The 19,423-nt window shown below is 53.0% G+C and carries 17 protein-coding genes and 3 tRNA genes; 11 read left to right on the plus strand and 9 right to left on the minus strand.

Annotation, left to right across the window (positions count from 1 at the left end):
• Window positions 1-14 precede the first annotated feature (14 nt).
• The 3 genes from QMG90_RS13455 to QMG90_RS13465 form a co-directional block, all read right to left on the minus strand.
• On the minus strand, window positions 15-272 hold the full coding sequence (locus QMG90_RS13455) for a hypothetical protein (RefSeq protein ID WP_283280151.1): 258 nt from the start codon (window positions 270-272) through the stop codon (window positions 15-17).
• A gap of 138 nt (window positions 273-410) precedes the next feature.
• A complete protein-coding gene (gene katG, locus QMG90_RS13460; protein ID WP_283280152.1) occupies window positions 411-2,591 on the minus strand; it encodes a catalase/peroxidase HPI in 2,181 nt (726 codons plus the stop codon).
• Between the two features lie 356 nt (window positions 2,592-2,947).
• Window positions 2,948-3,037: transfer RNA gene (locus QMG90_RS13465), tRNA-Ser, on the minus strand.
• Between the two features lie 92 nt (window positions 3,038-3,129).
• Here QMG90_RS13465 and mtfA point away from each other — a divergent pair.
• Both mtfA and QMG90_RS13475 read left to right on the plus strand, forming a co-directional pair.
• Complete coding sequence (gene mtfA / locus QMG90_RS13470) at window positions 3,130-3,927, plus strand: DgsA anti-repressor MtfA (protein ID WP_283280153.1); 798 nt, start codon at window positions 3,130-3,132, stop codon at window positions 3,925-3,927.
• Window positions 3,928-4,027: 100 nt separating this feature from the next.
• Window positions 4,028-4,103 (plus strand) — tRNA-Asn (locus QMG90_RS13475).
• A 41-nt stretch (window positions 4,104-4,144) separates the two neighbouring features.
• Here QMG90_RS13475 and cbl read toward each other — a convergent pair.
• The gene (cbl, locus tag QMG90_RS13480) at window positions 4,145-5,095 is read right to left on the minus strand and encodes an HTH-type transcriptional regulator Cbl (RefSeq protein WP_283280154.1); all 951 of its coding nucleotides are present in this window, start codon (window positions 5,093-5,095) and stop codon (window positions 4,145-4,147) included.
• Between the two features lie 101 nt (window positions 5,096-5,196).
• Window positions 5,197-6,114 (minus strand): nitrogen assimilation transcriptional regulator NAC, encoded by a 918-nt coding sequence (gene nac / locus QMG90_RS13485; RefSeq protein WP_283280155.1) that lies wholly within the window; start codon window positions 6,112-6,114, stop codon window positions 5,197-5,199.
• Between the two features lie 324 nt (window positions 6,115-6,438).
• Here nac and QMG90_RS13490 point away from each other — a divergent pair.
• A tRNA-Asn gene (locus QMG90_RS13490) sits at window positions 6,439-6,514 on the plus strand.
• 37 nt (window positions 6,515-6,551) lie between these two features.
• On the opposite strand, the gene QMG90_RS13495 is transcribed toward QMG90_RS13490, so the two are convergent.
• Entirely contained in the window at window positions 6,552-7,541 is a 990-nt protein-coding gene (locus tag QMG90_RS13495; RefSeq protein WP_283280156.1) for a GlxA family transcriptional regulator, read from the minus strand.
• 168 nt (window positions 7,542-7,709) lie between these two features.
• Between QMG90_RS13495 and QMG90_RS13500 the strand changes: the two genes are divergently transcribed.
• The 3 genes from QMG90_RS13500 to QMG90_RS13510 all read left to right on the plus strand — a co-directional run bounded on the left by QMG90_RS13500 (window position 7,710) and on the right by QMG90_RS13510 (window position 11,951).
• Window positions 7,710-8,546: an alpha/beta fold hydrolase gene (locus tag QMG90_RS13500; RefSeq protein ID WP_283280157.1), complete on the plus strand. Its 837-nt coding sequence runs from the start codon at window positions 7,710-7,712 to the stop codon at window positions 8,544-8,546.
• Window positions 8,547-8,702: 156 nt separating this feature from the next.
• Window positions 8,703-10,157 carry an AMP nucleosidase gene (locus QMG90_RS13505; protein ID WP_283283964.1) on the plus strand — a complete coding sequence of 485 codons (1,455 nt, stop codon included), beginning with the start codon at window positions 8,703-8,705 and terminating at the stop codon, window positions 10,155-10,157.
• A gap of 15 nt (window positions 10,158-10,172) precedes the next feature.
• The gene (locus QMG90_RS13510) at window positions 10,173-11,951 is read left to right on the plus strand and encodes an aminopeptidase P family protein (RefSeq protein WP_283280158.1); all 1,779 of its coding nucleotides are present in this window, start codon (window positions 10,173-10,175) and stop codon (window positions 11,949-11,951) included.
• 20 nt (window positions 11,952-11,971) lie between these two features.
• On the opposite strand, the gene QMG90_RS13515 is transcribed toward QMG90_RS13510, so the two are convergent.
• A complete protein-coding gene (locus QMG90_RS13515; RefSeq protein WP_283280159.1) occupies window positions 11,972-12,931 on the minus strand; it encodes a bifunctional helix-turn-helix transcriptional regulator/GNAT family N-acetyltransferase in 960 nt (319 codons plus the stop codon).
• Between the two features lie 345 nt (window positions 12,932-13,276).
• Between QMG90_RS13515 and QMG90_RS13520 the strand changes: the two genes are divergently transcribed.
• Window positions 13,277-14,397, plus strand: a protein-coding gene (locus tag QMG90_RS13520) for an IS3-like element ISSen4 family transposase (protein ID WP_108716776.1) whose coding sequence is annotated in 2 segments (ribosomal slippage) — window positions 13,277-13,535 and window positions 13,535-14,397 — 1,122 coding nt in all. Because the reading frame shifts where the segments join, the coding sequence is not laid out codon by codon here.
• A gap of 166 nt (window positions 14,398-14,563) precedes the next feature.
• Window positions 14,564-14,878 carry a hypothetical protein gene (locus QMG90_RS13525; protein WP_283280160.1) on the plus strand — a complete coding sequence of 105 codons (315 nt, stop codon included), beginning with the start codon at window positions 14,564-14,566 and terminating at the stop codon, window positions 14,876-14,878.
• 143 nt (window positions 14,879-15,021) lie between these two features.
• On the opposite strand, the gene QMG90_RS13530 is transcribed toward QMG90_RS13525, so the two are convergent.
• Window positions 15,022-15,759 (minus strand): SDR family NAD(P)-dependent oxidoreductase, encoded by a 738-nt coding sequence (locus QMG90_RS13530; protein WP_283280161.1) that lies wholly within the window; start codon window positions 15,757-15,759, stop codon window positions 15,022-15,024.
• Window positions 15,760-15,869: 110 nt separating this feature from the next.
• Here QMG90_RS13530 and QMG90_RS13535 point away from each other — a divergent pair, with 110 nt between their 5' ends.
• Window positions 15,870-16,829, plus strand: coding sequence for a LysR family transcriptional regulator (locus QMG90_RS13535; protein ID WP_283280162.1), 960 nt, complete (start codon window positions 15,870-15,872; stop codon window positions 16,827-16,829).
• A 9-nt stretch (window positions 16,830-16,838) separates the two neighbouring features.
• Here the strand turns inward: QMG90_RS13535 and QMG90_RS13540 are convergent, their stop codons facing one another.
• On the minus strand, window positions 16,839-17,507 hold the full coding sequence (locus QMG90_RS13540) for a GntR family transcriptional regulator (protein WP_283280163.1): 669 nt from the start codon (window positions 17,505-17,507) through the stop codon (window positions 16,839-16,841).
• 407 nt (window positions 17,508-17,914) lie between these two features.
• On the opposite strand from QMG90_RS13540, the gene QMG90_RS13545 reads away from it, so the two are divergent.
• Together QMG90_RS13545 and QMG90_RS13550 are read left to right on the plus strand one after the other, a co-directional pair.
• The gene (locus tag QMG90_RS13545; protein WP_283280164.1) at window positions 17,915-18,808 is read left to right on the plus strand and encodes a fumarate hydratase; all 894 of its coding nucleotides are present in this window, start codon (window positions 17,915-17,917) and stop codon (window positions 18,806-18,808) included.
• Between the two features lie 2 nt (window positions 18,809-18,810).
• The gene (locus tag QMG90_RS13550) at window positions 18,811-19,404 is read left to right on the plus strand and encodes a FumA C-terminus/TtdB family hydratase beta subunit (RefSeq protein ID WP_283280165.1); all 594 of its coding nucleotides are present in this window, start codon (window positions 18,811-18,813) and stop codon (window positions 19,402-19,404) included.
• The last annotated feature ends 19 nt before the right edge of the window (window positions 19,405-19,423 follow it).

The following is a 19,423-nucleotide window of genomic DNA, read 5'->3' on the forward strand; positions in this document are numbered from 1 at the left end:
ACAAATTTTTAAAGTTATTTTTCTTTTTCAATCAATCTGTGTGATGCAGTAGAATCTAAGTCCAGAGCATATATTTTCTTTAACTCTGCGATACAGGCCAGACTTGTTTCACCAAATGCACACTTACCCTCAAACGCGTGAAGGACTATCCCTTCAACCAGATCCCCTAAGCTAATGTCGTGATACTCCGCCAGACCTTTTAGTACCTTCAGGATACGTTTTTCTATACGGAATCCCGTTTGCACCCGTTCGATGTTGAGCGAATCAGTCATGTGTTGTTCCCGCCTTGTTGTGATCTTGGTAACTTGTTACCAATGTAATTTCAATTTTCAGCGATGTCAAGGCAAAGACGGGGCAAAAAAAAACGGCTCTCTGTAAAGAGAGCCGTCATGCCATGCGGGAATTGTGAATTAATGCAGGTCGAATCGATCCAGGTTCATCACTTTCACCCAGGCCGCGACGAAATCCTTCACAAACTTCTCTCGCGCATCATTGCTGGCATACACTTCGGCCAGCGCACGCAGCACGGAGTTAGAACCAAATACCAGGTCTGCACGGGTTGCGGTGTACTTCACCTCCCCACTCTGACGATCGCGCCCTTCAAACAACTCACCCGATTCGTCCGTCGCTTTCCACTCTGTACGCATGTCCAGCAAATTCACGAAGAAATCAGTGCTGAGAACGCCAGGCCGGTCGGTAAAGACGCCGTTCTTACTGCCATCAAAGTTTGTTCCCAGAACACGCATCCCACCGACCAGTACTGTCATTTCCGGCGCTGTCAGCGTCAACTGTTGCGCTTTATCGATCAGGAGTGATTCAGTGGTGGAAACATCCAGCCGTGCGCGATAGTTACGGAAGCCATCAGCGATAGGCTCAAGCAGTTCAAACATCCCGATATCTGTTTGGTCCTGACGGGCATCCACACGACCCGGCGTAAACGGTACGCTGACGCTTACCCCCGCCGCACTGGCGGCCTGCTCAACGCCTACAACGCCGGCCAGCACGATGATATCGGCCAGAGAGGCTTTGCCCGTCGATTTCTGAAGATTTTCCAGGACGGGTAATACACGTGCAGCCGCAGCGTTAACGTCCCAGTCACGCTGTGGCGCTAATGCCAGGCGCGCACCGTTAGCCCCGCCACGCTTGTCGCCGCCACGGAACGTAGAAGCAGAAGCCCAGGCCACAGAAACCAGTTCGCTGACAGACAGTCCGGAAGAGGCAATCGCCGCTTTCAGGTTAATGATATCTTCTTCGCCTGGCTGATATTCCGGCAGCGGTAAAGGATCCTGCCAGATGAGATCTTCTTTTGGGACTTCCGGGCCAATGTAACGCGCTTTCGGCCCCATATCCCTGTGTGTCAGTTTGAACCAGGCGCGGGCAAACGCTTCGTTAAATGCCTGCGGATCGTTCATGAAACGACGAGAAATTTTTTCGAACTCTGGATCAAAACGCAGCGTCAGGTCGGTGACCAACATCGTCGGTTTACGTTTTTTCGACGGGTCGAACGGATCAGGAATAATTTCTGGCGCATCCACGGCTTCAAACTGGATCGCCCCTGCCGGGCTACGCGTTTGCACCCACTCATATTTGAACAGGTTTTCAAAGAAGTAGTTGCTCCACTGGGTCGGCGTTTGCGACCAGACAACTTCCAGACCAGAGGTAATGGCATCTGCGCCCGCACCACTGCCGAAGCTGCTTGCCCAGCCCAAACCCTGAGCTTCAATAGGTGCGGCTTCCGGGTCCGGCCCGACATGAGACGCCGCTGCCATACCGTGCGTTTTACCGAGCGTATGTCCACCGCCGATCAGTGCCACGGTCTCTTCGTCATTCATTCCCATGTTGCCGAAAGTGGCGCGAATTGCCGCCGCCGCAGAAAGCGGTTCGCCGCTATGGTCCGGCCCTTCCGGGTTCACGTAAATAAGCCCCATCTCGGTTGCGCCCAGCGGTGCTTTTGCCAGCGCTTCCGGATGACGATGAGTCAACCAGGCTTTTTCATCACCCCAGTTAACATCCAGGTCCGGTTCCCAAACGTCTTCTCGTCCCGCACCGAAACCAAAGGTACGGAAACCTGCATTTTCCAGCGCCACGTTGCCCGCCAGAATAAACAGATCCGCCCAGGAGATTTTTTGCCCATATTTTTGCTTAATTGGCCACAGCAAACGACGCGCCTTATCCAGACTGACGTTATCTGGCCATGAATTCAGTGGCGCAAACCGCTGTTGACCGCGACCAGCGCCACCTCGTCCGTCAATGGAACGGTAGGTGCCTGCTCCGTGCCAGGCCATACGAATGAAGAGACCCGCGTAGGTTCCCCAGTCAGCAGGCCACCATGGTTGAGATTCGGTGAGAAGCGCCCGGAGATCACCTTTTAGCGCGGAATAATCTAACTTACTAAATTCTTTACGGTAATCGAAGTCCTCACCCAATGGGTTCGAACGACTGGAATGCTGATTTAATAAATCTACACGGAGTTGGTTAGGCCACCAGTCACGACTGGCTGTCCCTGCTCCGGCACTCTGGTCATGCCCGCCTTGGTGGAACGGACATTTCCCGGTAGAGAGGGTGTTATGGGTATCATCGGACGTGCTCATATCTAAGCTCCTTCTAGGGTTTTAGCGTTACGATATACACCAACAAAGACAAAATATAGTCAAAACAATCCATCTATTTGATAGGCCATACCTTTTATATTTTTCGTTGTGGAGGCAGGGTTTACCCTTCGATGTGAAAGAAGAATAACAGGACAATATTGCACAATGTCTGACATAAAGTGGCAATTTACAATAATGCAGAAAGATGAAGATTAGCCCGACTCTGGACTTAAAAATGTGACGTTAGCCCGCGCCGATCAGGGTAAAAATGGTGAAGAATTCCCTCTTTGGATTTTCTCAGGTTTTCTCAATGGGATTTTTATCACTGAAACGAGGCGGGGTAAGTGTTTGAATAATGGCGGAGAGAGGGGGATTTGAACCCCCGGTAGAGTTGCCCCTACTCCGGTTTTCGAGACCGGTCCGTTCAGCCGCTCCGGCATCTCTCCGTTTTATGGTTGCCATCATGCCAGGATCTTTGGCATTTTAACAGACCCGGTACCTCCAATTCTGTTCAAGTGACGAGTTTGCGAGCAAAACGATGATTAAGTGGCCCTGGAAAGCACATGACACAAGCCCCAATCCCCAGATCAACTGGGAGCAGGCGCTGGCTATTCCTGTTTTAGCGAACCTTTCGGATGATGAGCAGATGAAGCTGGTTCATCTTGCTGACCGTTTTTTACAGCAAAAGCGGCTGGTTGTCCTGCAAGGGCTGGAACTCACTGCGGAGCAACATGCCCGCATTGCGCTGCTGTTCTGCTTACCGGTACTTGAGCTGGGCCTCGAATGGCTGGATGGTTTTCATGAAATCCTCATCTACCCCGCCCCCTTCGTGGTGGATGATGAGTGGGAAGACGACATCGGACTGGTACACAATCAGCGGGTCGTGCAGTCAGGGCAAAGCTGGCAGCAGGGGCCGATTGTGCTGAACTGGCTTGATATTCAGGACTCCTTCGACGCCTCCGGTTTTAACCTGATCGTTCATGAAGTGGCGCATAAGCTCGACACCCGTAACGGTGATCGCGCCAGCGGCGTGCCGCTGATCCCGCTGCGCGAAGTGGCCGGGTGGGAACATGACCTGCACGCAGCAATGAACAACATTCAGGATGAAATCGACATGGTTGGCGAAAGCGCCGCCAGCATTGATGCCTACGCAGCGAGCGATCCGGCGGAATGTTTTGCCGTGCTGTCAGAATACTTTTTTAGCGCCCCTGAGTTCTTTGCGCCCCGCTTCCCGGCGCTGTGGCAGCGTTTCTGCCAGTTTTATCAGCAGGATCCGCTGGCGCGTTTACGCGAAAATGGCGTGAGTATCGATGATAACTCGCCGGTAGTTCACTAAAACACCAGCCTGCGCTAAATTCATTCAATTGAATCAGCAGGTTAATTTTAGTGTTGACACAAAAAAGGGGAGCCATTAGTATTCGCCCCGTTCACACGATTCCTCTGTAGTTCAGTCGGTAGAACGGCGGACTGTTAATCCGTATGTCACTGGTTCGAGTCCAGTCAGAGGAGCCAGATTTCAGAAAAGCCTGCTTTCGAGCAGGCTTTTTGCTTTTCTAGATCTGGTAATCGATAGCCGTCTCTTCCGGCTCCATCGCCTGCTGCTTGATCTCTTCAAGCGACAACCCGGCATTACACAATTCAATAAACCGCCAGACGTAGTTACGTTGTAACTGACCGCGTTTTAACCCCAGCCAGACCGTATTTGCATCAAAAAGATGACGGGTTTCCAGACGCGTGAGCGTGTCGGATTCCTGATGATCGCCTGACTGTTCCGCCACCAGCCCAATGCCCAGCCCTAATTCGACGTACGTTTTGATGACATCCGAATCCTGGGCGCTGAGCACAATGTCCGGCACCAGTCCCCGACGGTTAAAGGCTTCATCAATGCGCGAGCGACCAGTGATCCCCTGACGATAGGTGATCAGCGGCCAGCGGGCGATATCATCAAGCGTCAACGGCGAGATCTGGGTCAGCGGATGATTTTTCGGCACCAGCAGGCTGTGATACCAACGAAACCACGGGAACGCAGCGAGGGTTGGGTCATTACTCAACCGCTCGCTGGCAATACCGATATCCGCCCCGCCATTATGCAGCAGCGCATCGATTTCCTGCGGCGTGCCCTGAATCAGCTCCAGGCGCACGTCGCTGTACAATTCGCGAAACGCCTTAATGACGGGGGGCAGGCTGTAACGCGCCTGGGTGTGCGTGGTCGCGATAGTCAGCACGCCTGTCGCATCATTGGTGAACAGATCGGCGAGACGACGGACGTTGCTCGCCTCATTCAGAATACGCTCAGCAATGACCAATAATGCTTTGCCAGGCTCCGTCATCCCCAGTAGTCGCTTACCGCGGCGGATGAAAATCTCAATCCCCAGTTCTTCTTCCAGCTCGCGGATATGGCGGCTCACGCCGGATTGCGACGTGTAAAGCATGTTGGCGACTTCTGTCAGGTTGTAATCCTGCCGCGCTGCCTCGCGGATTATTTTAAGTTGCTGGAAATTCACCCTTCCCTCCGGGACCATCAGACATACTGCTATTGTTAGAGTCTGCGCTTCCGGCGAACAAATAATAAAAACCAGCATCTTATTCCAGTCAGGAATAACGCTTAGCTGACCAACTGCAATTCCCGGTTTTCGAGCGTCGGGCGACTCACCAGCGACATCAAAATCTCTTTCACCGCCTGCGCCTGTGGTGATAGCGAACCGCGTGCGGACACGTTCAGCGACAGCGGCAGGCTCATTGACGGTGCAGAGATGCGCGCCATCCAGCCGTTAGCGGCGCTGCACAGCGAGCTTGCCGCCGATTCAGGCAGTACGGTCACGCCCATTCCGCTGGCGATAGCCGCGGTCAGCGTGGAGATAGAGTCAATTTCCCCGACGATTTTCGCCGTCAGACGGCGCAGCGAGAACGCTTCATCCACCCGCGCCCGCACCGCACTGTAATCGCGCGGCAAGAAGAGATTCATTTCAGCCACCAGCGCCAGGTCAACCCCCTGCCCCGGACAATCGCGTGTGCCGACAACGTAGAGTTCTTCTTTGAGCAGCGGTTGGCTGTTGATCCCGGCAACCGGCGCGCGGTCATACAGCACCGCCATATCGAGCTGGCCGCTCAGGAGTTTGTCGTTCAGAATCGCGCCGCTGTTTTCATGCAGATAAACCAGCACGTTCGGCAGTTCATTGCGCACGGTCTGCAATAACGGCATGGTGACGGATGATGCCGCCGTTCCCGGTGCGAGCCCAATGGAAACCTGCCCGCTCAGCGTCTGACCAACATGGCTCACTGCCATATGCGCCTGCTCGCACTGACGCAAAATCGTCCGCGCGTGGGTGTACAAAATTTTCCCGGCCTCGGTTGGCGTGACACCCCGCTTGGTGCGGATCAACAGTTGCTGATCCAGTTCCCCTTCCAGAGTAGCCACCTGCTGACTCAGCGCCGGTTGCGCGATGTGCAGCACTTCTGCGGCCTGCGTCAGGCTACCGATGTCGACGATTTTCACGAAGTACTTCAGTCGTCTTAAATTCATATTGCCCCCTGTCCGGATTGCCATGCCCTTATGGGCGGTCTTATAACTAGCCGGAAATATTGCAATATGCTTGCCAGCTTTTAATAACACCCCGCCAGCGCCGATAAATAAGCGTTTCTGATGAATTTCGCTATTTTTGCGCAACAGTCAGCAGAAGCCGCTATGCCCCATCAGGGGTAATTTGCACCACCACAGTGCAGCACTGTTCAATAAACCGACAATGCGCCTGATATCGCTGAAATTGTCAGCAGTCAGCATCTGACAGGCCAACCGGCCTTTGACAAAGGCCAATAGCGCCGTTAATATGCGCCCCGTTCACACGATTCCTCTGTAGTTCAGTCGGTAGAACGGCGGACTGTTAATCCGTATGTCACTGGTTCGAGTCCAGTCAGAGGAGCCAGATTCAAAAAAGCCTGCTTTCGAGCAGGCTTTTTGCGTTATGTGATGCCAAAACGCTGGCGGTACTGCCCCGGCGTCACGCCCGTGATTTTGCGAAAAATCTTGCGAAAGGCGGACGGGTCGGCATACCCCACTTCCCAGGCAATATGATCGACAGAACGTCCCGTCAGTTCCAGTGCATCCCTGGCTTTCATGATTCTGACCTGCTGCACATATTCCGTTGGCCGGATCCTCGTCGCTTTCTGAAAACGGCGCAGAAAGGTTCGTGGCGTCATGCCAGCCAGGGCGGCCATCTCTTCAATGCTTTGCTGATCAGCATAGCTGGCATGAAGCCGGTGCTGAACACGCAGGATCTCACCATCGCCATGTTCGAAATCCGGGATAAAGGCCGCATAGGTGCTTTGTTCCCGGCGGGGTGGATCGATAAGTAAAAAACGGGCCGTGGCCAGCATGGTTCCGGTTCCCAGCAATTTTTCAATAAGCGTCAGACCGAGATCAGTCCAGGCCAGGATACCGCCCGCCGTAATAATATCGCCATCGTCGATCACCATATTTTCCGCCGCCACCTCCACCGCCGGAAAACGCTCCGCTAACGCCTGCGCGAAGGCCCAGTGCGTTGTCGCACGGCGATGATCGATAAGCCCGGTTTCCGCCAGCACGAACGCCCCCGCGCAGACCGAACACAATGTAACGCCCTCGTGATAAAGCGTGTTCATCCAGTGAGCCGGTACCGCCATCGATACCATTTTCGAGGGAACCACCAGCCCCGGCGGCGCAATCACATGACTCAGACGATGGGGTTCATCCGGGTGGCTGTCCCAGACGCACTCCACCGTCTCGTCATCAGGTTTTACCTGCCAGTGTGACACCCGGATCGCCCGCAGACGCGACTCACCAGAGATGCTCTCCGCCCAGTCAGCGGCGATCCTGAACATATCTGTCAGCCCATACACCGCCGCAAGCTGGCAGTCGGGGTAAATCAGCAGGCCGATCTCCGCCACTACCGTTCGTTCAGCAGAATTTATCATTTGTCAGTTTTAACCCTGATAATGTCATTTTTGACAATTCTATCCACTCCTGCATTGCTGAACAATAGGTTCGTCAGACAACAACCATGATGACCTGAACACAAGAGCGTGCCTCTCTCTCTGGCCCAGGGCATCACATGACTCTCATCACAAACAGGAGATATTCCTATGAGCAACGGCATCATCACCACCAAAGACGGCACCCGGATTTTTTACAAAGACTGGGGTCCGAAGAACGCGCAACCTGTCGTGTTTCACCACGGCTGGCCGTTAAGCGCTGACGACTGGGACAGCCAGATGTTGTTCTTTTTATCCCACGGTTATCGCGTGATTGCCCATGACCGTCGTGGTCACGGCCGTTCCGACCAGACCGATACTGGCAACGAGATGAACACCTATGCCGCAGACGTTGCCGAACTTGTCCGCGTGCTGGATCTGAAAAACGCCGTGCATATCGGTCATTCCACTGGCGGCGGTGAAGTGGCGCGCTATGTCGCCCGCGCCGAAAAAGGCCGTGTGGCGAAAGCGGTACTGATGGGCGCTGTGCCGCCGATCATGCTCAAAACCACGGCGAACCCGGAAGGACTGCCGATGTCGGTATTCGACGGTTTCCGTACTGCACTGGCGAATAATCGCGCGCAGTTCTTTATCGACGTGCCGTCAGGCCCGTTCTATGGCTTCAACCGTCCAGGCGCGAAAGTCATTAAGGGTCTGATCGACAACTGGTGGCGTCAGGGCATGGCCGGGGGAGCCAAAGCACAATATGACTGTATCGCCGCGTTTTCTGAAACCGACTTTACCGACGATTTAAAAGCCATCACGGTGCCGGTTCTGGTGATGCACGGCGAAGACGATCAGGTCGTACCGATTGACGACTCCGCCCACAAGGCCATCACACTGCTGAAACAGGGCACGCTGAAAACCTACCCGGGCCTGTCACACGGGATGTTCGCCACGCACCCAGACACCATCAACCCGGACTTGCTGGCGTTTATCAGGGCGTGAGTTCTGAAAAAAGAGCCGGCCCTGCTCACAGCGGGTGTCCGGCTCCATCGTTTAAATCTTCGCCACTCTGGTGATTCATCCTTTTGCCACCTTTTGTTTCACAATCCTGTGACATACTATCCGGTAATCCAGAATCGCTGAGACAAGGAGTAAATGATGAACACTACAGGTCATGGGCTGACGCCGGAGCAGGCGCTGACGCAGCTTGAAGCACTGTATGAAGAGTCAGTCGGTGCACTGCGCAGCGCGATTGGTGAGTACATTCGTGACCATACGCTGCCGGATACCGAGGCCCGCGCCAGAGGGTTGTTTGTGTACCCTGAGCTGTCGGTTTCCTGGAACGGGACCGCGCCGGACGCGCCGAAAACCCGTGCCTACGCCCGCTTTACACACGCGGGCTGCTACACCACCACCATTACGCATCCTGCACTGTTTCGCAGCTATTTGCTGGAACAACTGACGCTGCTGTATGAAAACTACGGCGCACACATTTCTGTTGCCCGCTCGCAGCATGAAATCCCCTATCCTTACGTAATAGATGGCTCGACGCTGACGCTGGATCGCTCAATGAGCGCCGGGCTGACCCGCCACTTCCCGACCACCGAGTTGTCGCAGATTGGCGATGAAACCGCAGATGGCCTGTTCCATCCTGGCGAGTTTTATCCGCTGTCGCATTTTGACGCCCGCCGGGTTGATTTCTCGCTCGCACGCTTGCGCCACTACACCGGTACGCCGGTCGAACATTTCCAGCCGTTTGTGTTGTTCACCAACTACACACGCTATGTTGATGAGTTTGTCCGCTGGGGATGCAGCCAGATCCTCGACCCGGAAAGCCCGTACATCGCCCTTTCCTGTGCGGGCGGGATCTGGATCACCGCGGAGACCGACGCGCCGGAACAGGCGATTTCTGATCTGGCCTGGAAAAAACATCAGATGCCCGCCTGGCACCTGATCACCAAAGACGGTCAGGGCATCACGTTGATTAACATTGGCGTCGGCCCGGCCAACGCGAAAAACATCTGCGACCACCTGGCGGTGCTGCGCCCGGACGTCTGGCTGATGATTGGTCACTGCGGCGGCCTGCGCGAAAGCCAGGACATTGGCGATTATGTGCTCGCCCACGCTTACCTGCGCGACGATCATGTGCTGGATGCCGTGCTGCCGCCGGATATTCCTATTCCGAGCATTGCGGAAGTGCAGCGTGCATTGTATGACGCGACCAAGCAGGTCAGTGGCATGCCGGGCGAAGAGGTGAAACAACGCCTGCGCACCGGTACGGTCGTCACTACCGATGACCGCAACTGGGAGCTGCGCTATTCCGCGTCGGCACTGCGTTTTAACCTCAGCCGGGCGATCGCTATCGATATGGAAAGCGCCACCATCGCCGCACAGGGTTATCGCTTCCGTGTGCCGTATGGCACGCTGCTGTGCGTTTCTGACAAACCGCTGCATGGCGAAATCAAACTGCCGGGGCAGGCAAACCGGTTCTATGAAGGGGCGATTTCTGAACACTTGCAGATTGGCATCCGCGCGATTGACCTGCTGCGTGCCGAGGGCGAACGCCTGCATTCTCGCAAGCTGCGTACTTTCAACGAACCTCCGTTCCGTTAATTATCAGGTGAAATTATGACAACGACATCGCCTCTCAATGCCCTGCGTAACATGCTGCAGGCGCAAAATCTGGACGGTATGTTTGTGCCCCGCGCCGACCCGTTCCAGAGCGAGTACGCCGCGCCTCACGATGACAAACTGGCGTGGCTGACCGGGTTTACCGGCTCGGCCGGGCATGCGCTGGTACTGCGTGACCGGGCGATTATTTTCGTCGACGGGCGCTATCAGGTGCAGGTGCGTCAAGAAGTGGATTTGAACGAGTGGGAAATCCGCCATCTGCATGACGATCCGCTGGCGGAGGTGATGGACACCGAACTGCCTGTCGGGAGCCGCATCGCCTTCGAACCGCTGCTGATGGTCAACAGCCAGTACGAAAGTCTGCGGGCCACCCATTGCAAAATGGTGGCGCTAACGGAAGATCCGTTTAATACCATCTGGACTGACCGCCCTGCCGCGCCGCGCGGCAGGATCCGCGAAATGCCGGTCGAAGTGAGCGGTGAAAGCAGCGCCAGCAAGCGCGAGCGCATCGCTGCGTTGCTGGCGGAAAAAGGCGTCGATTATCTGGCGATTTCCCAGCCGGATAACATCGCCTGGCTGCTCAACGTGCGCGGTGCGGACATCGCCATGAGCCCGGTCGTGTTGTCGTTTGCCCTGCTGAGTCATTCCGGCGAGCTGGAATGGTTTGTCGATAGTGAAAAAACCACGCAACTGCCATCGGCCTTGCTTGAATCCGTCAATCTTTCGCCGATGGAAGCGTTTATTCCCCGTTGCCAGCAGGTTGCCATTGGCAAACGCGTAACGCTCGACAGTGATTATTCGCCGGTTGCCGCCCGCTTTGCGGTGGAAAAACATGGCGGCGAAGTGGTCTGGCAGCCGGATCCGATCACCTTTATCAAGGCGAAGAAAAATCCTGTCGAGCTGGAAGGTTACCGCGACAGCCACCGTAAAGATGGCGCGGCGTGGGTAAATTTCCTCGCCTGGCTGGCGCATGAAGTTCCGGCGCGGGAAGCGGCAGGCAACCCGCTCACCGAGCTGGAGGCACAGGCGCAGCAACTGCTGTTTCGTCAGCAACAGGATGGTTTTATCGAGCAGAGTTTCGGGACTATTTCCGCCTCGGCCAGTAACGCGGCGATGTGTCATTACCACTCCAGCGAAGCGACCAACGCCGCGATCACCAGCAAAAACTTTTACCTCAACGACTCTGGCGGCCAGTACAGCAACGGCACCACTGATGCCACGCGCACGCTGGCGTTTGGTCAACAGGGCCCGCAGCAGCGCCTGCACTACACTGCCGTGCTGAAGGGGTTTTTATCGCTGATCACGCTGCAATTCCCGCAGGGTTCGCACGGGCATCAGCTTGACGCCTTTGCCCGCCGCCCGCTGTGGGAACTGGGGCTCGATTTTGATCACGGTACCGGCCACGGCGTAGGGCATCAGTTGATGATCCACGAAGGGCCGCAACGCATCGCCAAAAAGGTCAACCCATGGCCGCTGACGGCGGGCAACATCATGACCATCGAGCCCGGTTACTATCTGGCTGATCAGTACGGCATTCGTATTGAAAATCAGGTGGAAATTGTCGATGCGCAGCCCGGCTTCTGCCGTTTTGCTTCTTTGACGCTGGTACCGATTGATTTAAGCCAGGTGGACTGGAATCTGCTCAATGATCAGGATGTTGAGTGGATCGACAACTACCACCAGCTCGTCCGCGAAACTCTGTCGCCCCTGGTGAACAGTGACGCCCGTCCGTGGCTGTTTGAGGTGACGGCGCCAGTGCGGGTACAGGTAAACTAAACGAAAACGCGGGTTAGCGCTCAGCTAACCCGCCGGATGTTGCGGGTGAATTGTTGTTCTGTCATGAGGCTTCCCCACTGGTCGCCCTGCCATTCTTTCGTCAGTGTAAAACCGAAGGATTCGTACAGACGCCTCGCGGCCGTCAGTTTATTAAACGTCCATAACTGAACCGCAGAGAATCCCTGTTCATTACAAAAATTCATCGCTTCTGCCATCAGCTTTCTGCCCACACCACTGCCACGGCAACCATCGTCGAGGATGAACCAGCGCAAGTGCGCCTCATTGTTTCCCAGATCTTCACCGTCAATGGCGACAGAGCCGACGATGCGCCCGTACTGCACAGCCAGCCAGATTTGATTGCGCGCCTTATCCAGACGGCCCGAAAAGTCAGCCAGCCCTGCGGCGACCTTACTTTCAAAAAAACAGCCAAAGTTGTGCTCTCTGGCGTAATAACGGCCATGCATTTCCGTGATGCGGCCAATCATTCCTGGCTGATAACCTGAGACAATATTGATGCCGCCCTGCCCGTTCAGGTCGGTGTGATCACGGCAGGCTTTCAGGGCGCTGGCATAGCAACGAAGACCTTGTGAGACGACGTGCTGCTGACAAGCGTCCATTTTTCCCAGTGCAGCAATGACCTGCTCATTACCGTAATGGTTAATTTTCCGCACCGTTTCTCTGCCCTGCTCCGTCAGACTAAGCTGCTTAATCCTTGCATCCTCTGTAGACGGAGTGACTTGCAGTTCACCGTCTTTAACCAGTTTTGCCAGCATGCGACTGACACTGGACTTCTCAAGCCCCAGAAGCTGTACCAGTTGAGCCGCGGTCATTGCCCCCCGGGCTTCCACTTCAAGCAACGTATGCACAACGGAAGGAGAATACGCCGTTGCCGCCAGCGTGTGGCGCATGAAGCCGAGTTCCCGAACCATCAGACGCGATGATGTGCGAATTTCTTCAACCAGTGGCGATTCGGCTGTCATTGACTTTTACCCTATGGAATATAGTTGTATCATACAACCATATTTTTAAAATCGCTGTCAATGGGTGTGCTGGGAGTGAGAGTTAATATGGGTAAGGGATTAGAGGCTAACTGATTTGACAGGCCGCTTCGTGCCAGGAGCGGACGTTGCTAACATCATGCTATGTTAGTGCACAAAATGAAGATAATTTGAATAGGCAAGGTCACACCATGGATACTTCTGAACACTGTAAAGAGGTCTACGCATACTTTGGTCTTGCGATGTATAGAGCACATGACCTGCTCCCCGTTGATTAGTACACCCCGATGTTAGTAATGTCTTCATAAGCCACATGAGGACATCCCCATGAAGAAGCGTTTTTCCGACGAACAGATCATCAGTATTCTCCGCGAAGCCGAAGCTGGGGTACCCGCCCGTGAACTCTGCCGCAAGCATGCCATTTCCGATGCCACGTTTTACACCTGGCGTAAGAAGTATGGCGGTATGGAGGTGCCTGAAGTTAAGCGCCTGAAGTCGCTTGAGGAAGAGAACGCCAGACTCAAGAAGCTGCTTGCCGAAGCCATGCTGGATAAAGAGGCGCTTCAGGTGGCTCTTGGGCGAAAGTACTGACGACAGACCAGAAGCGGGAAGCCGTGATGTTGATGTGTGATGCGACCGGTCTGTCGCAACGTCGTGCCTGCAGGCTTACAGGTTTATCCCTGTCGACCTGCCGCTATGAGGCTCACCGTCCGGCTGCTGATGCGCATTTATCAGGGCGCATCACTGAGCTGGCACTGGAGCGCAGGCGTTTTGGCTACCGTCGTATTTGGCAGTTGCTGCGCCGTGAAGGGCTTCATGTTAATCATAAGCGCGTGTACCGGCTTTATCACCTCAGTGGCCTGGGCGTAAAACGCAGAAGACGTCGTAAAGGGCTGGCAACAGAACGTCTGCCGCTGCTCCGTCCGGCGGCGCCCAATCTGACCTGGTCGATGGATTTCGTCATGGACGCACTTTCCACCGGTCGCAGGATCAAGTGTCTTACCTGCGTCGATGATTTCACAAAGGAATGCCTGACGGTCACTGTTGCCTTTGGGATTTCAGGCGTTCAGGTCACGCGTATTCTGGACAGCATTGCACTGTTTCGAGGCTATCCGGCGACGATAAGAACTGACCAGGGGCCGGAGTTCACTTGCCGTGCACTGGATCAATGGGCCTTTGAGCATGGTGTTGAGTTGCGCTTAATCCAGCCGGGCAAGCCAACGCAGAACGGATTTATTGAGAGCTTTAACGGACGATTTCGCGATGAATGTTTGAATGAGCACTGGTTCAGCGATATCGTTCATGCCAGGAAAATTATTAATGACTGGCGGCAGGATTATAACGAATGCCGCCCGCACTCCACGCTGAATTATCAGACACCGTCTGAATTTGCAGCGGGCTGGAGAAAGGGTCATTCTGAGAATGAAGATTCCGGCGTTACTAACTGAGTGTTGTATCTAATCGTGGGGGCAGGTCACACAATGTGTAGAGCAGTCGATAGTTCAACTTCTCATTTTCTTCGATTTTTTTACAACGAATGTGCCCACATTTACTACCCACGATAAGTGGGAAGTAGAGTTTGACAAGTTTGATAAGGTATTGTCTGAGAAAACAATGGGACAGCTTTTAGGCCTTATTAGAAAACTTGAACTTCTTGATAGTAATATTGAAGTTATGCTTTCAACAACCTTAAAAAAAAGAAACTGGCTAGCGCACTCTTTTTTTGTCGACCATGCAGTAGATTTCATTAATAAAAATGGACGGGATCAAATGATTAAGGAGCTTAATGATTCAATCGAACTATTTAATTCTGTTGAAGATATCCTCTATCCTATAGGTCGTAACGCTGCACTAAAATACGGTTTAACCGATGAGTTATTGGACAAAATTCAAAGCGAACTGTGTAAATCTACAACGAGTGATAATTAGGTATCCTAACTTCCGTTTCTCGCTCAAAGCGGACCAAATATCCTCAAGACCAGACCGGGCGATAGCTTCCCGGCCTTCAATAAATGAGTTCAGACTGATATCTACTATGTGAAACTACAGCAAAAGACGGATAACGCTTTTGCTCAAGTCAACGACATTCCACCGTCGACCTTCAGTGTGGTACCGGTGATAAACTGACTCGCCTCTGACGAAAGAAAAAGTGCCGCATTCGCCAGGTCCTGAGCATGTCCCATTCGGCCCAGGGGGATCATCCCGGCAAATTGTTGTTCCGTCTCAGCGTCAATCCCGAGCTTAGTTAATATTGGGGTTTGCGTTGGTCCGGGGCTGAGAGTATTCACCCGGATTTTTCTGGCGCTGAATTCTACGGCCCAGCTACGTGCGAAAGCCTCTATTGCTGACTTTGTCCCGGCATACACTGTATGCCCTGGCAAGACTTTGTCAGACGCTATCGAACTTATCAGCACTATTGAGCCACCTTCACGCATCACTGGCTGGATTTTTTGTACGCCAAAGAACACGCCACGGGTGTTGGTTGCAAACTGCTGATCGTACTCTTCAGCACCCACCTTATCGGCAGGTTGAATATTGATCACTCCTGCGTTCGCCACGTAAATATCAATTTCACCGAATTTATCCCTGCCAAGCGCAGCAACGCGCTCATGTGTCGTTATGTCACTGATATCGCCAACCACACCTGATGCCTTATCGCCTAACAGAGCTACCGTTTCTTTTACTGCCTCGTCCCGGCGCCCAACGATGATCACCCGAGCTCCCTGAGCAACGAACAACCTGGCGATTGCCAGCCCAATACCGCTATTGCCGCCTGTAATGACAGCAACTTTATCGTCTAAGCTTCCCATATTTGTCTCCTCTGTTATTCCTGTGCCCGTCGTTTCAGAGGATTTTATTTGAGACAAATTTGTCACGGTAGTCATACAATGAAGCAAACATTTATTCCGGAATGTCATCAATGGCTACCAACACCTTACATAGTTTGTCTGCCTTTGTGCGTGCGGTTGAAGCAGGTTCATTTACGGGTGCCGCAAAACTGCTGGATACCACGCCATCTGCAGTATCAAAAAGCGTTTCACGTCTGGAACGGCGACTTGGGGTAAAGCTCTTTCTGCGTTCTACACGCTCATTTATGCTCACGGGCGAGGGGCAAATCTATTATGAAAACGTCGCACCATTGCTTCGGGGGCTGGATGAAGCGGATAGCACGATAGCGTTTAGAGCGCAGGCTATCGGGAAGCTGCGCATTAGTATGCCGAATGATATTGGCCGTATGCTGCTGACATCTGTCACGTCCCGGCTCGTACAACAGCATCCCGGTTTATCACTGGATATCAATTTAAGTGATCGGTATGTCGATATTATTCGGGAGGGCTTTGATGTGGCCCTGAGGCTCGGGCACATCTCAGACAGTGAATTATACGCCAGACGGCTTACTGACCTGCCACTGGTTCTGGTCGCCTCACCTGACTACTTAACCCAAAATAATGAACCGAAAACACTCGCAGATCTTGAGCTGCATCGCCACGTCAGGTATCGAACAGGCGCAAAGGTATTACCCATCAGGTTAGCAGACGGTTCGCATATTCCCGTTACAGGAACATTCGATGCTGACAGCGGTGAAGCCATGCGTATAGCCGCTATTAATGGACTGGGCATTGCACAAATTTTAATGAGTACAGTTCAGGATGATATTCATCAGGGCCGATTAAAACGCGTCATGGCCAACGTCAGTCTGATGCCTGTTCCCGTGCAGGTTGTACATGGATTTGGGCGCACAGTGCCGATAAAAGTGAAAGTATTCATCGATTTCATTGCAAAGGAACTTGAATTACTGACATCAGCATTGTCTGCCGGGGACAAAGCGCCAGCAGAAAACTCTTACACTACCGGGTCAGCAGGCAAATCAAACAGATAGGCCGCTCCTTTAATCGTCTGATGAGGTCATCATCTGCGCAAAGTAGCTCTGCAATTTGTCATAGGAGCGCGTCTTGTGTCGCCACATCAATTCAGCCAGCTCTTTTCCTTTCCTTTCTTTCAGCAACTGAATGAATTCCTGATGCTCCTGTATAGAAATCACCACCACTTCAGGGAAGAGATCGAAAATGGTTTTCGTGCGCCGCTCGTTAGCCAGTAATTCGCTGAGTATTTTCTTCAGATAGCTGTTATCACTCGCTTCTATGATTAACTCATGAAACTGGCGATTGAGCGTGGAGTATTCAGAGTAATTTTTCTCTTCGGCCAGTTTAATCAATTGCTGGTGCAATGTTTCAAGCGACGCAATCAGTTCCGGCGTCGCGTGTTCAGCCGCCAGTCGGGCCGCCAGCGGTTCCAGTGTTTTCCGTATTTCAAGCATATCCTGCATTTCTTTGATGGATAGCCGTTTTACGCGTGAACCTTTATGAGGGCTCATTTCAACCAGATCTTCCGCGGCCAGTTCCTTAAGCGCTTCACGAACCGGTATGTCGCTGCTGTCGTAAGAGAGTGCCAGTTGATGAATGATAAGACGGGTATCTGCTTTGATTTCACCAGATAGGATCCTGTGCTTCAGATCATCATAAATAAGCTTAGATTTAGTCTTGGTGGTAATCTTCATAACAATATGATCGCTTAAGAGTAACCGAGGGCCCGGTGGACGGATGCGCCACAACGCTCAATTGTAACCTACATCCTGAGTGGGGCGTCTACTGATTTCATATGCAAAGGAGAAGAATTCCAGTCTCTCTCCGGAACACGATTTTCCCCGCGCTTTCAACGCCTCACGATGCAAACCCTCCTTCCCTGTTTTTCCGGCTAACCGCCCTCTTTTCGCCTCTGCTACCACTTTGAACTCGCGATGATCGCATTGCCCGGAGAGAGATCTTGATCTCTTTTTCGGCCTTCTTTTCTGCTATTATATATAATATATGATTTATTATATATTATCGTATTCTGGTTAGTCAGATGCGCCAGTTCCAGCGGAAAAACCACCATTAAATCAAAGGAAGCAATGAGGATAACTTAATGAAAAAACTCGGAATTACTTATGAAGAGGTCTACGACCTGCTGCATAAGGCCTGTACCACCATCTCACCCGATGCCCTGCATATGTTGCGGCAAGCCCGCAACAGAGAAAGCGATCCCGGGGCGAAAGTCTTTCTGGAAACCATGATCAGCAACGTTGCGCTCGCCGGCGCAGAGAACAAACCGGTGTGTCAGTCCCCCGGCTACCCCACCGTCTGGATCCGTTTCGGTGAAGCATTCGATATGGACGACTTGCTGAGTTTTTTACCCAAAGCCATTACCGAAGCGACACTAAAGGGACTGATTCGCCCAAGCATTGTGCACCCCCTCACTCGCCACAACCCTGGTGACAGTACTGGCGCGGGCGTACCTAACGTGGAATTGCGCTATGTTCCAGGGCAGAAATTCGTGGAAATCATCATGAGCGCCAAAGGATGCGGCGCAGAACTGGGGAACATATCAAAAATCCTGACCCCGGCCACATTGGGTAAAGACTACAGCGGCCTGAAAAAACTGGTGCTGGATACCGTGATTAATGCCGGGGGTTTTCCGTGCCCACCGTCCGCCATTGGTATCGGCCTCGGCGGGCAAATGGATGTCAGTGCCAAGCTCAGTCGCGAGGCTATCAGCACGCGTAACTGGCTGGATCACAACCCGGATCCATTGCTGGATAAGCTGGAGCAGGAATTACTGGAAGAAATTAATCAGTTAAATATTGGTCCGGCTGGCGTGGGTGGCAAAACCACAACACTGGCGGTGAAAATAGCCTATGCCGCCACACACACCGCAATTTGCCCTGTCACTATTAATTTCCATTGTTGGGTAGCGCGCCGTTTCGGTATTCGACTTTATCCCGATGGGCATCGGGAAACTCTTTTTCAGGTGGAGGAATAATCATGACGGTACATACCCTGACACTCCCTGTCGCGGATGAAGAAATCGAAAAACTGAATATTGGCGATACTGTCTATCTGAACGGTACGGTTTGCACGGCGCGCGATATGGCGCATCTGCAAATTCGCGAACTGGTGCAACGTGGGGAAGCGTTACCGGAAAACTTAGCCGGCAGCGCCATTTTCCACGCGGGCCCGGTAATGATCAAAGATCAGCAGAATCACTGGAAATTACATGTTATTGGCCCAACGACATCCATTCGTATGGAGCCCCATGCTGACTTTGTCGGTAGCCTGGGCGTGAAACTGATCATCGGTAAAGGTGGTATGGGACAAGACAGTCTGGATGCGTTCAAAAAATACAAACAGGCTTATCTTCAGGCCGCTCCCGGATGCGCAGTGGTACTTGCCGCGGGTGTGAAAGCGGTAAAGAATGTGTACTGGCTGGAAAATGGGATGCCGGAAGCGATGTGGGTAATGACGGTAGAACAATTTGGACCTTTTGTTGTGACAATGGATTGTAAAGGAAATAGCCGTTATGAGTGTATTAAAAAACGGGCTCGGGAAATAATGGAGTATATTACAGCAGAAAAATAACCTATTCAGAAATACCGAA

It is taken from the genome of Trabulsiella odontotermitis, from assembly GCF_030053895.1.
GTDB classification, from domain to species: domain Bacteria; phylum Pseudomonadota; class Gammaproteobacteria; order Enterobacterales; family Enterobacteriaceae; genus Trabulsiella; species Trabulsiella odontotermitis_C.

Coding starts and splice junctions, on each gene's coding strand:
- mtfA (WP_283280153.1), top strand. CDS start 3,130: ATGATTAAGTGGCCCTGGAAAGCACATGACACAAGCCCCAATCCCCAG.
- QMG90_RS13500 (WP_283280157.1), top strand. CDS start 7,710: ATGAGCAACGGCATCATCACCACCAAAGACGGCACCCGGATTTTTTAC.
- QMG90_RS13495 (WP_283280156.1), bottom strand. CDS start 7,541: ATGATAAATTCTGCTGAACGAACGGTAGTGGCGGAGATCGGCCTGCTG.
- QMG90_RS13525 (WP_283280160.1), top strand. CDS start 14,564: ATGGGACAGCTTTTAGGCCTTATTAGAAAACTTGAACTTCTTGATAGT.
- QMG90_RS13455 (WP_283280151.1), bottom strand. CDS start 272: ATGACTGATTCGCTCAACATCGAACGGGTGCAAACGGGATTCCGTATA.
- katG (WP_283280152.1), bottom strand. CDS start 2,591: ATGAGCACGTCCGATGATACCCATAACACCCTCTCTACCGGGAAATGT.
- QMG90_RS13540 (WP_283280163.1), bottom strand. CDS start 17,507: ATGAAGATTACCACCAAGACTAAATCTAAGCTTATTTATGATGATCTG.
- QMG90_RS13550 (WP_283280165.1), top strand. CDS start 18,811: ATGACGGTACATACCCTGACACTCCCTGTCGCGGATGAAGAAATCGAA.
- QMG90_RS13510 (WP_283280158.1), top strand. CDS start 10,173: ATGACAACGACATCGCCTCTCAATGCCCTGCGTAACATGCTGCAGGCG.
- QMG90_RS13530 (WP_283280161.1), bottom strand. CDS start 15,759: ATGGGAAGCTTAGACGATAAAGTTGCTGTCATTACAGGCGGCAATAGC.
- QMG90_RS13515 (WP_283280159.1), bottom strand. CDS start 12,931: ATGACAGCCGAATCGCCACTGGTTGAAGAAATTCGCACATCATCGCGT.
- nac (WP_283280155.1), bottom strand. CDS start 6,114: ATGAATTTAAGACGACTGAAGTACTTCGTGAAAATCGTCGACATCGGT.
- QMG90_RS13535 (WP_283280162.1), top strand. CDS start 15,870: ATGGCTACCAACACCTTACATAGTTTGTCTGCCTTTGTGCGTGCGGTT.
- QMG90_RS13505 (WP_283283964.1), top strand. CDS start 8,703: ATGAACACTACAGGTCATGGGCTGACGCCGGAGCAGGCGCTGACGCAG.
- QMG90_RS13545 (WP_283280164.1), top strand. CDS start 17,915: ATGAAAAAACTCGGAATTACTTATGAAGAGGTCTACGACCTGCTGCAT.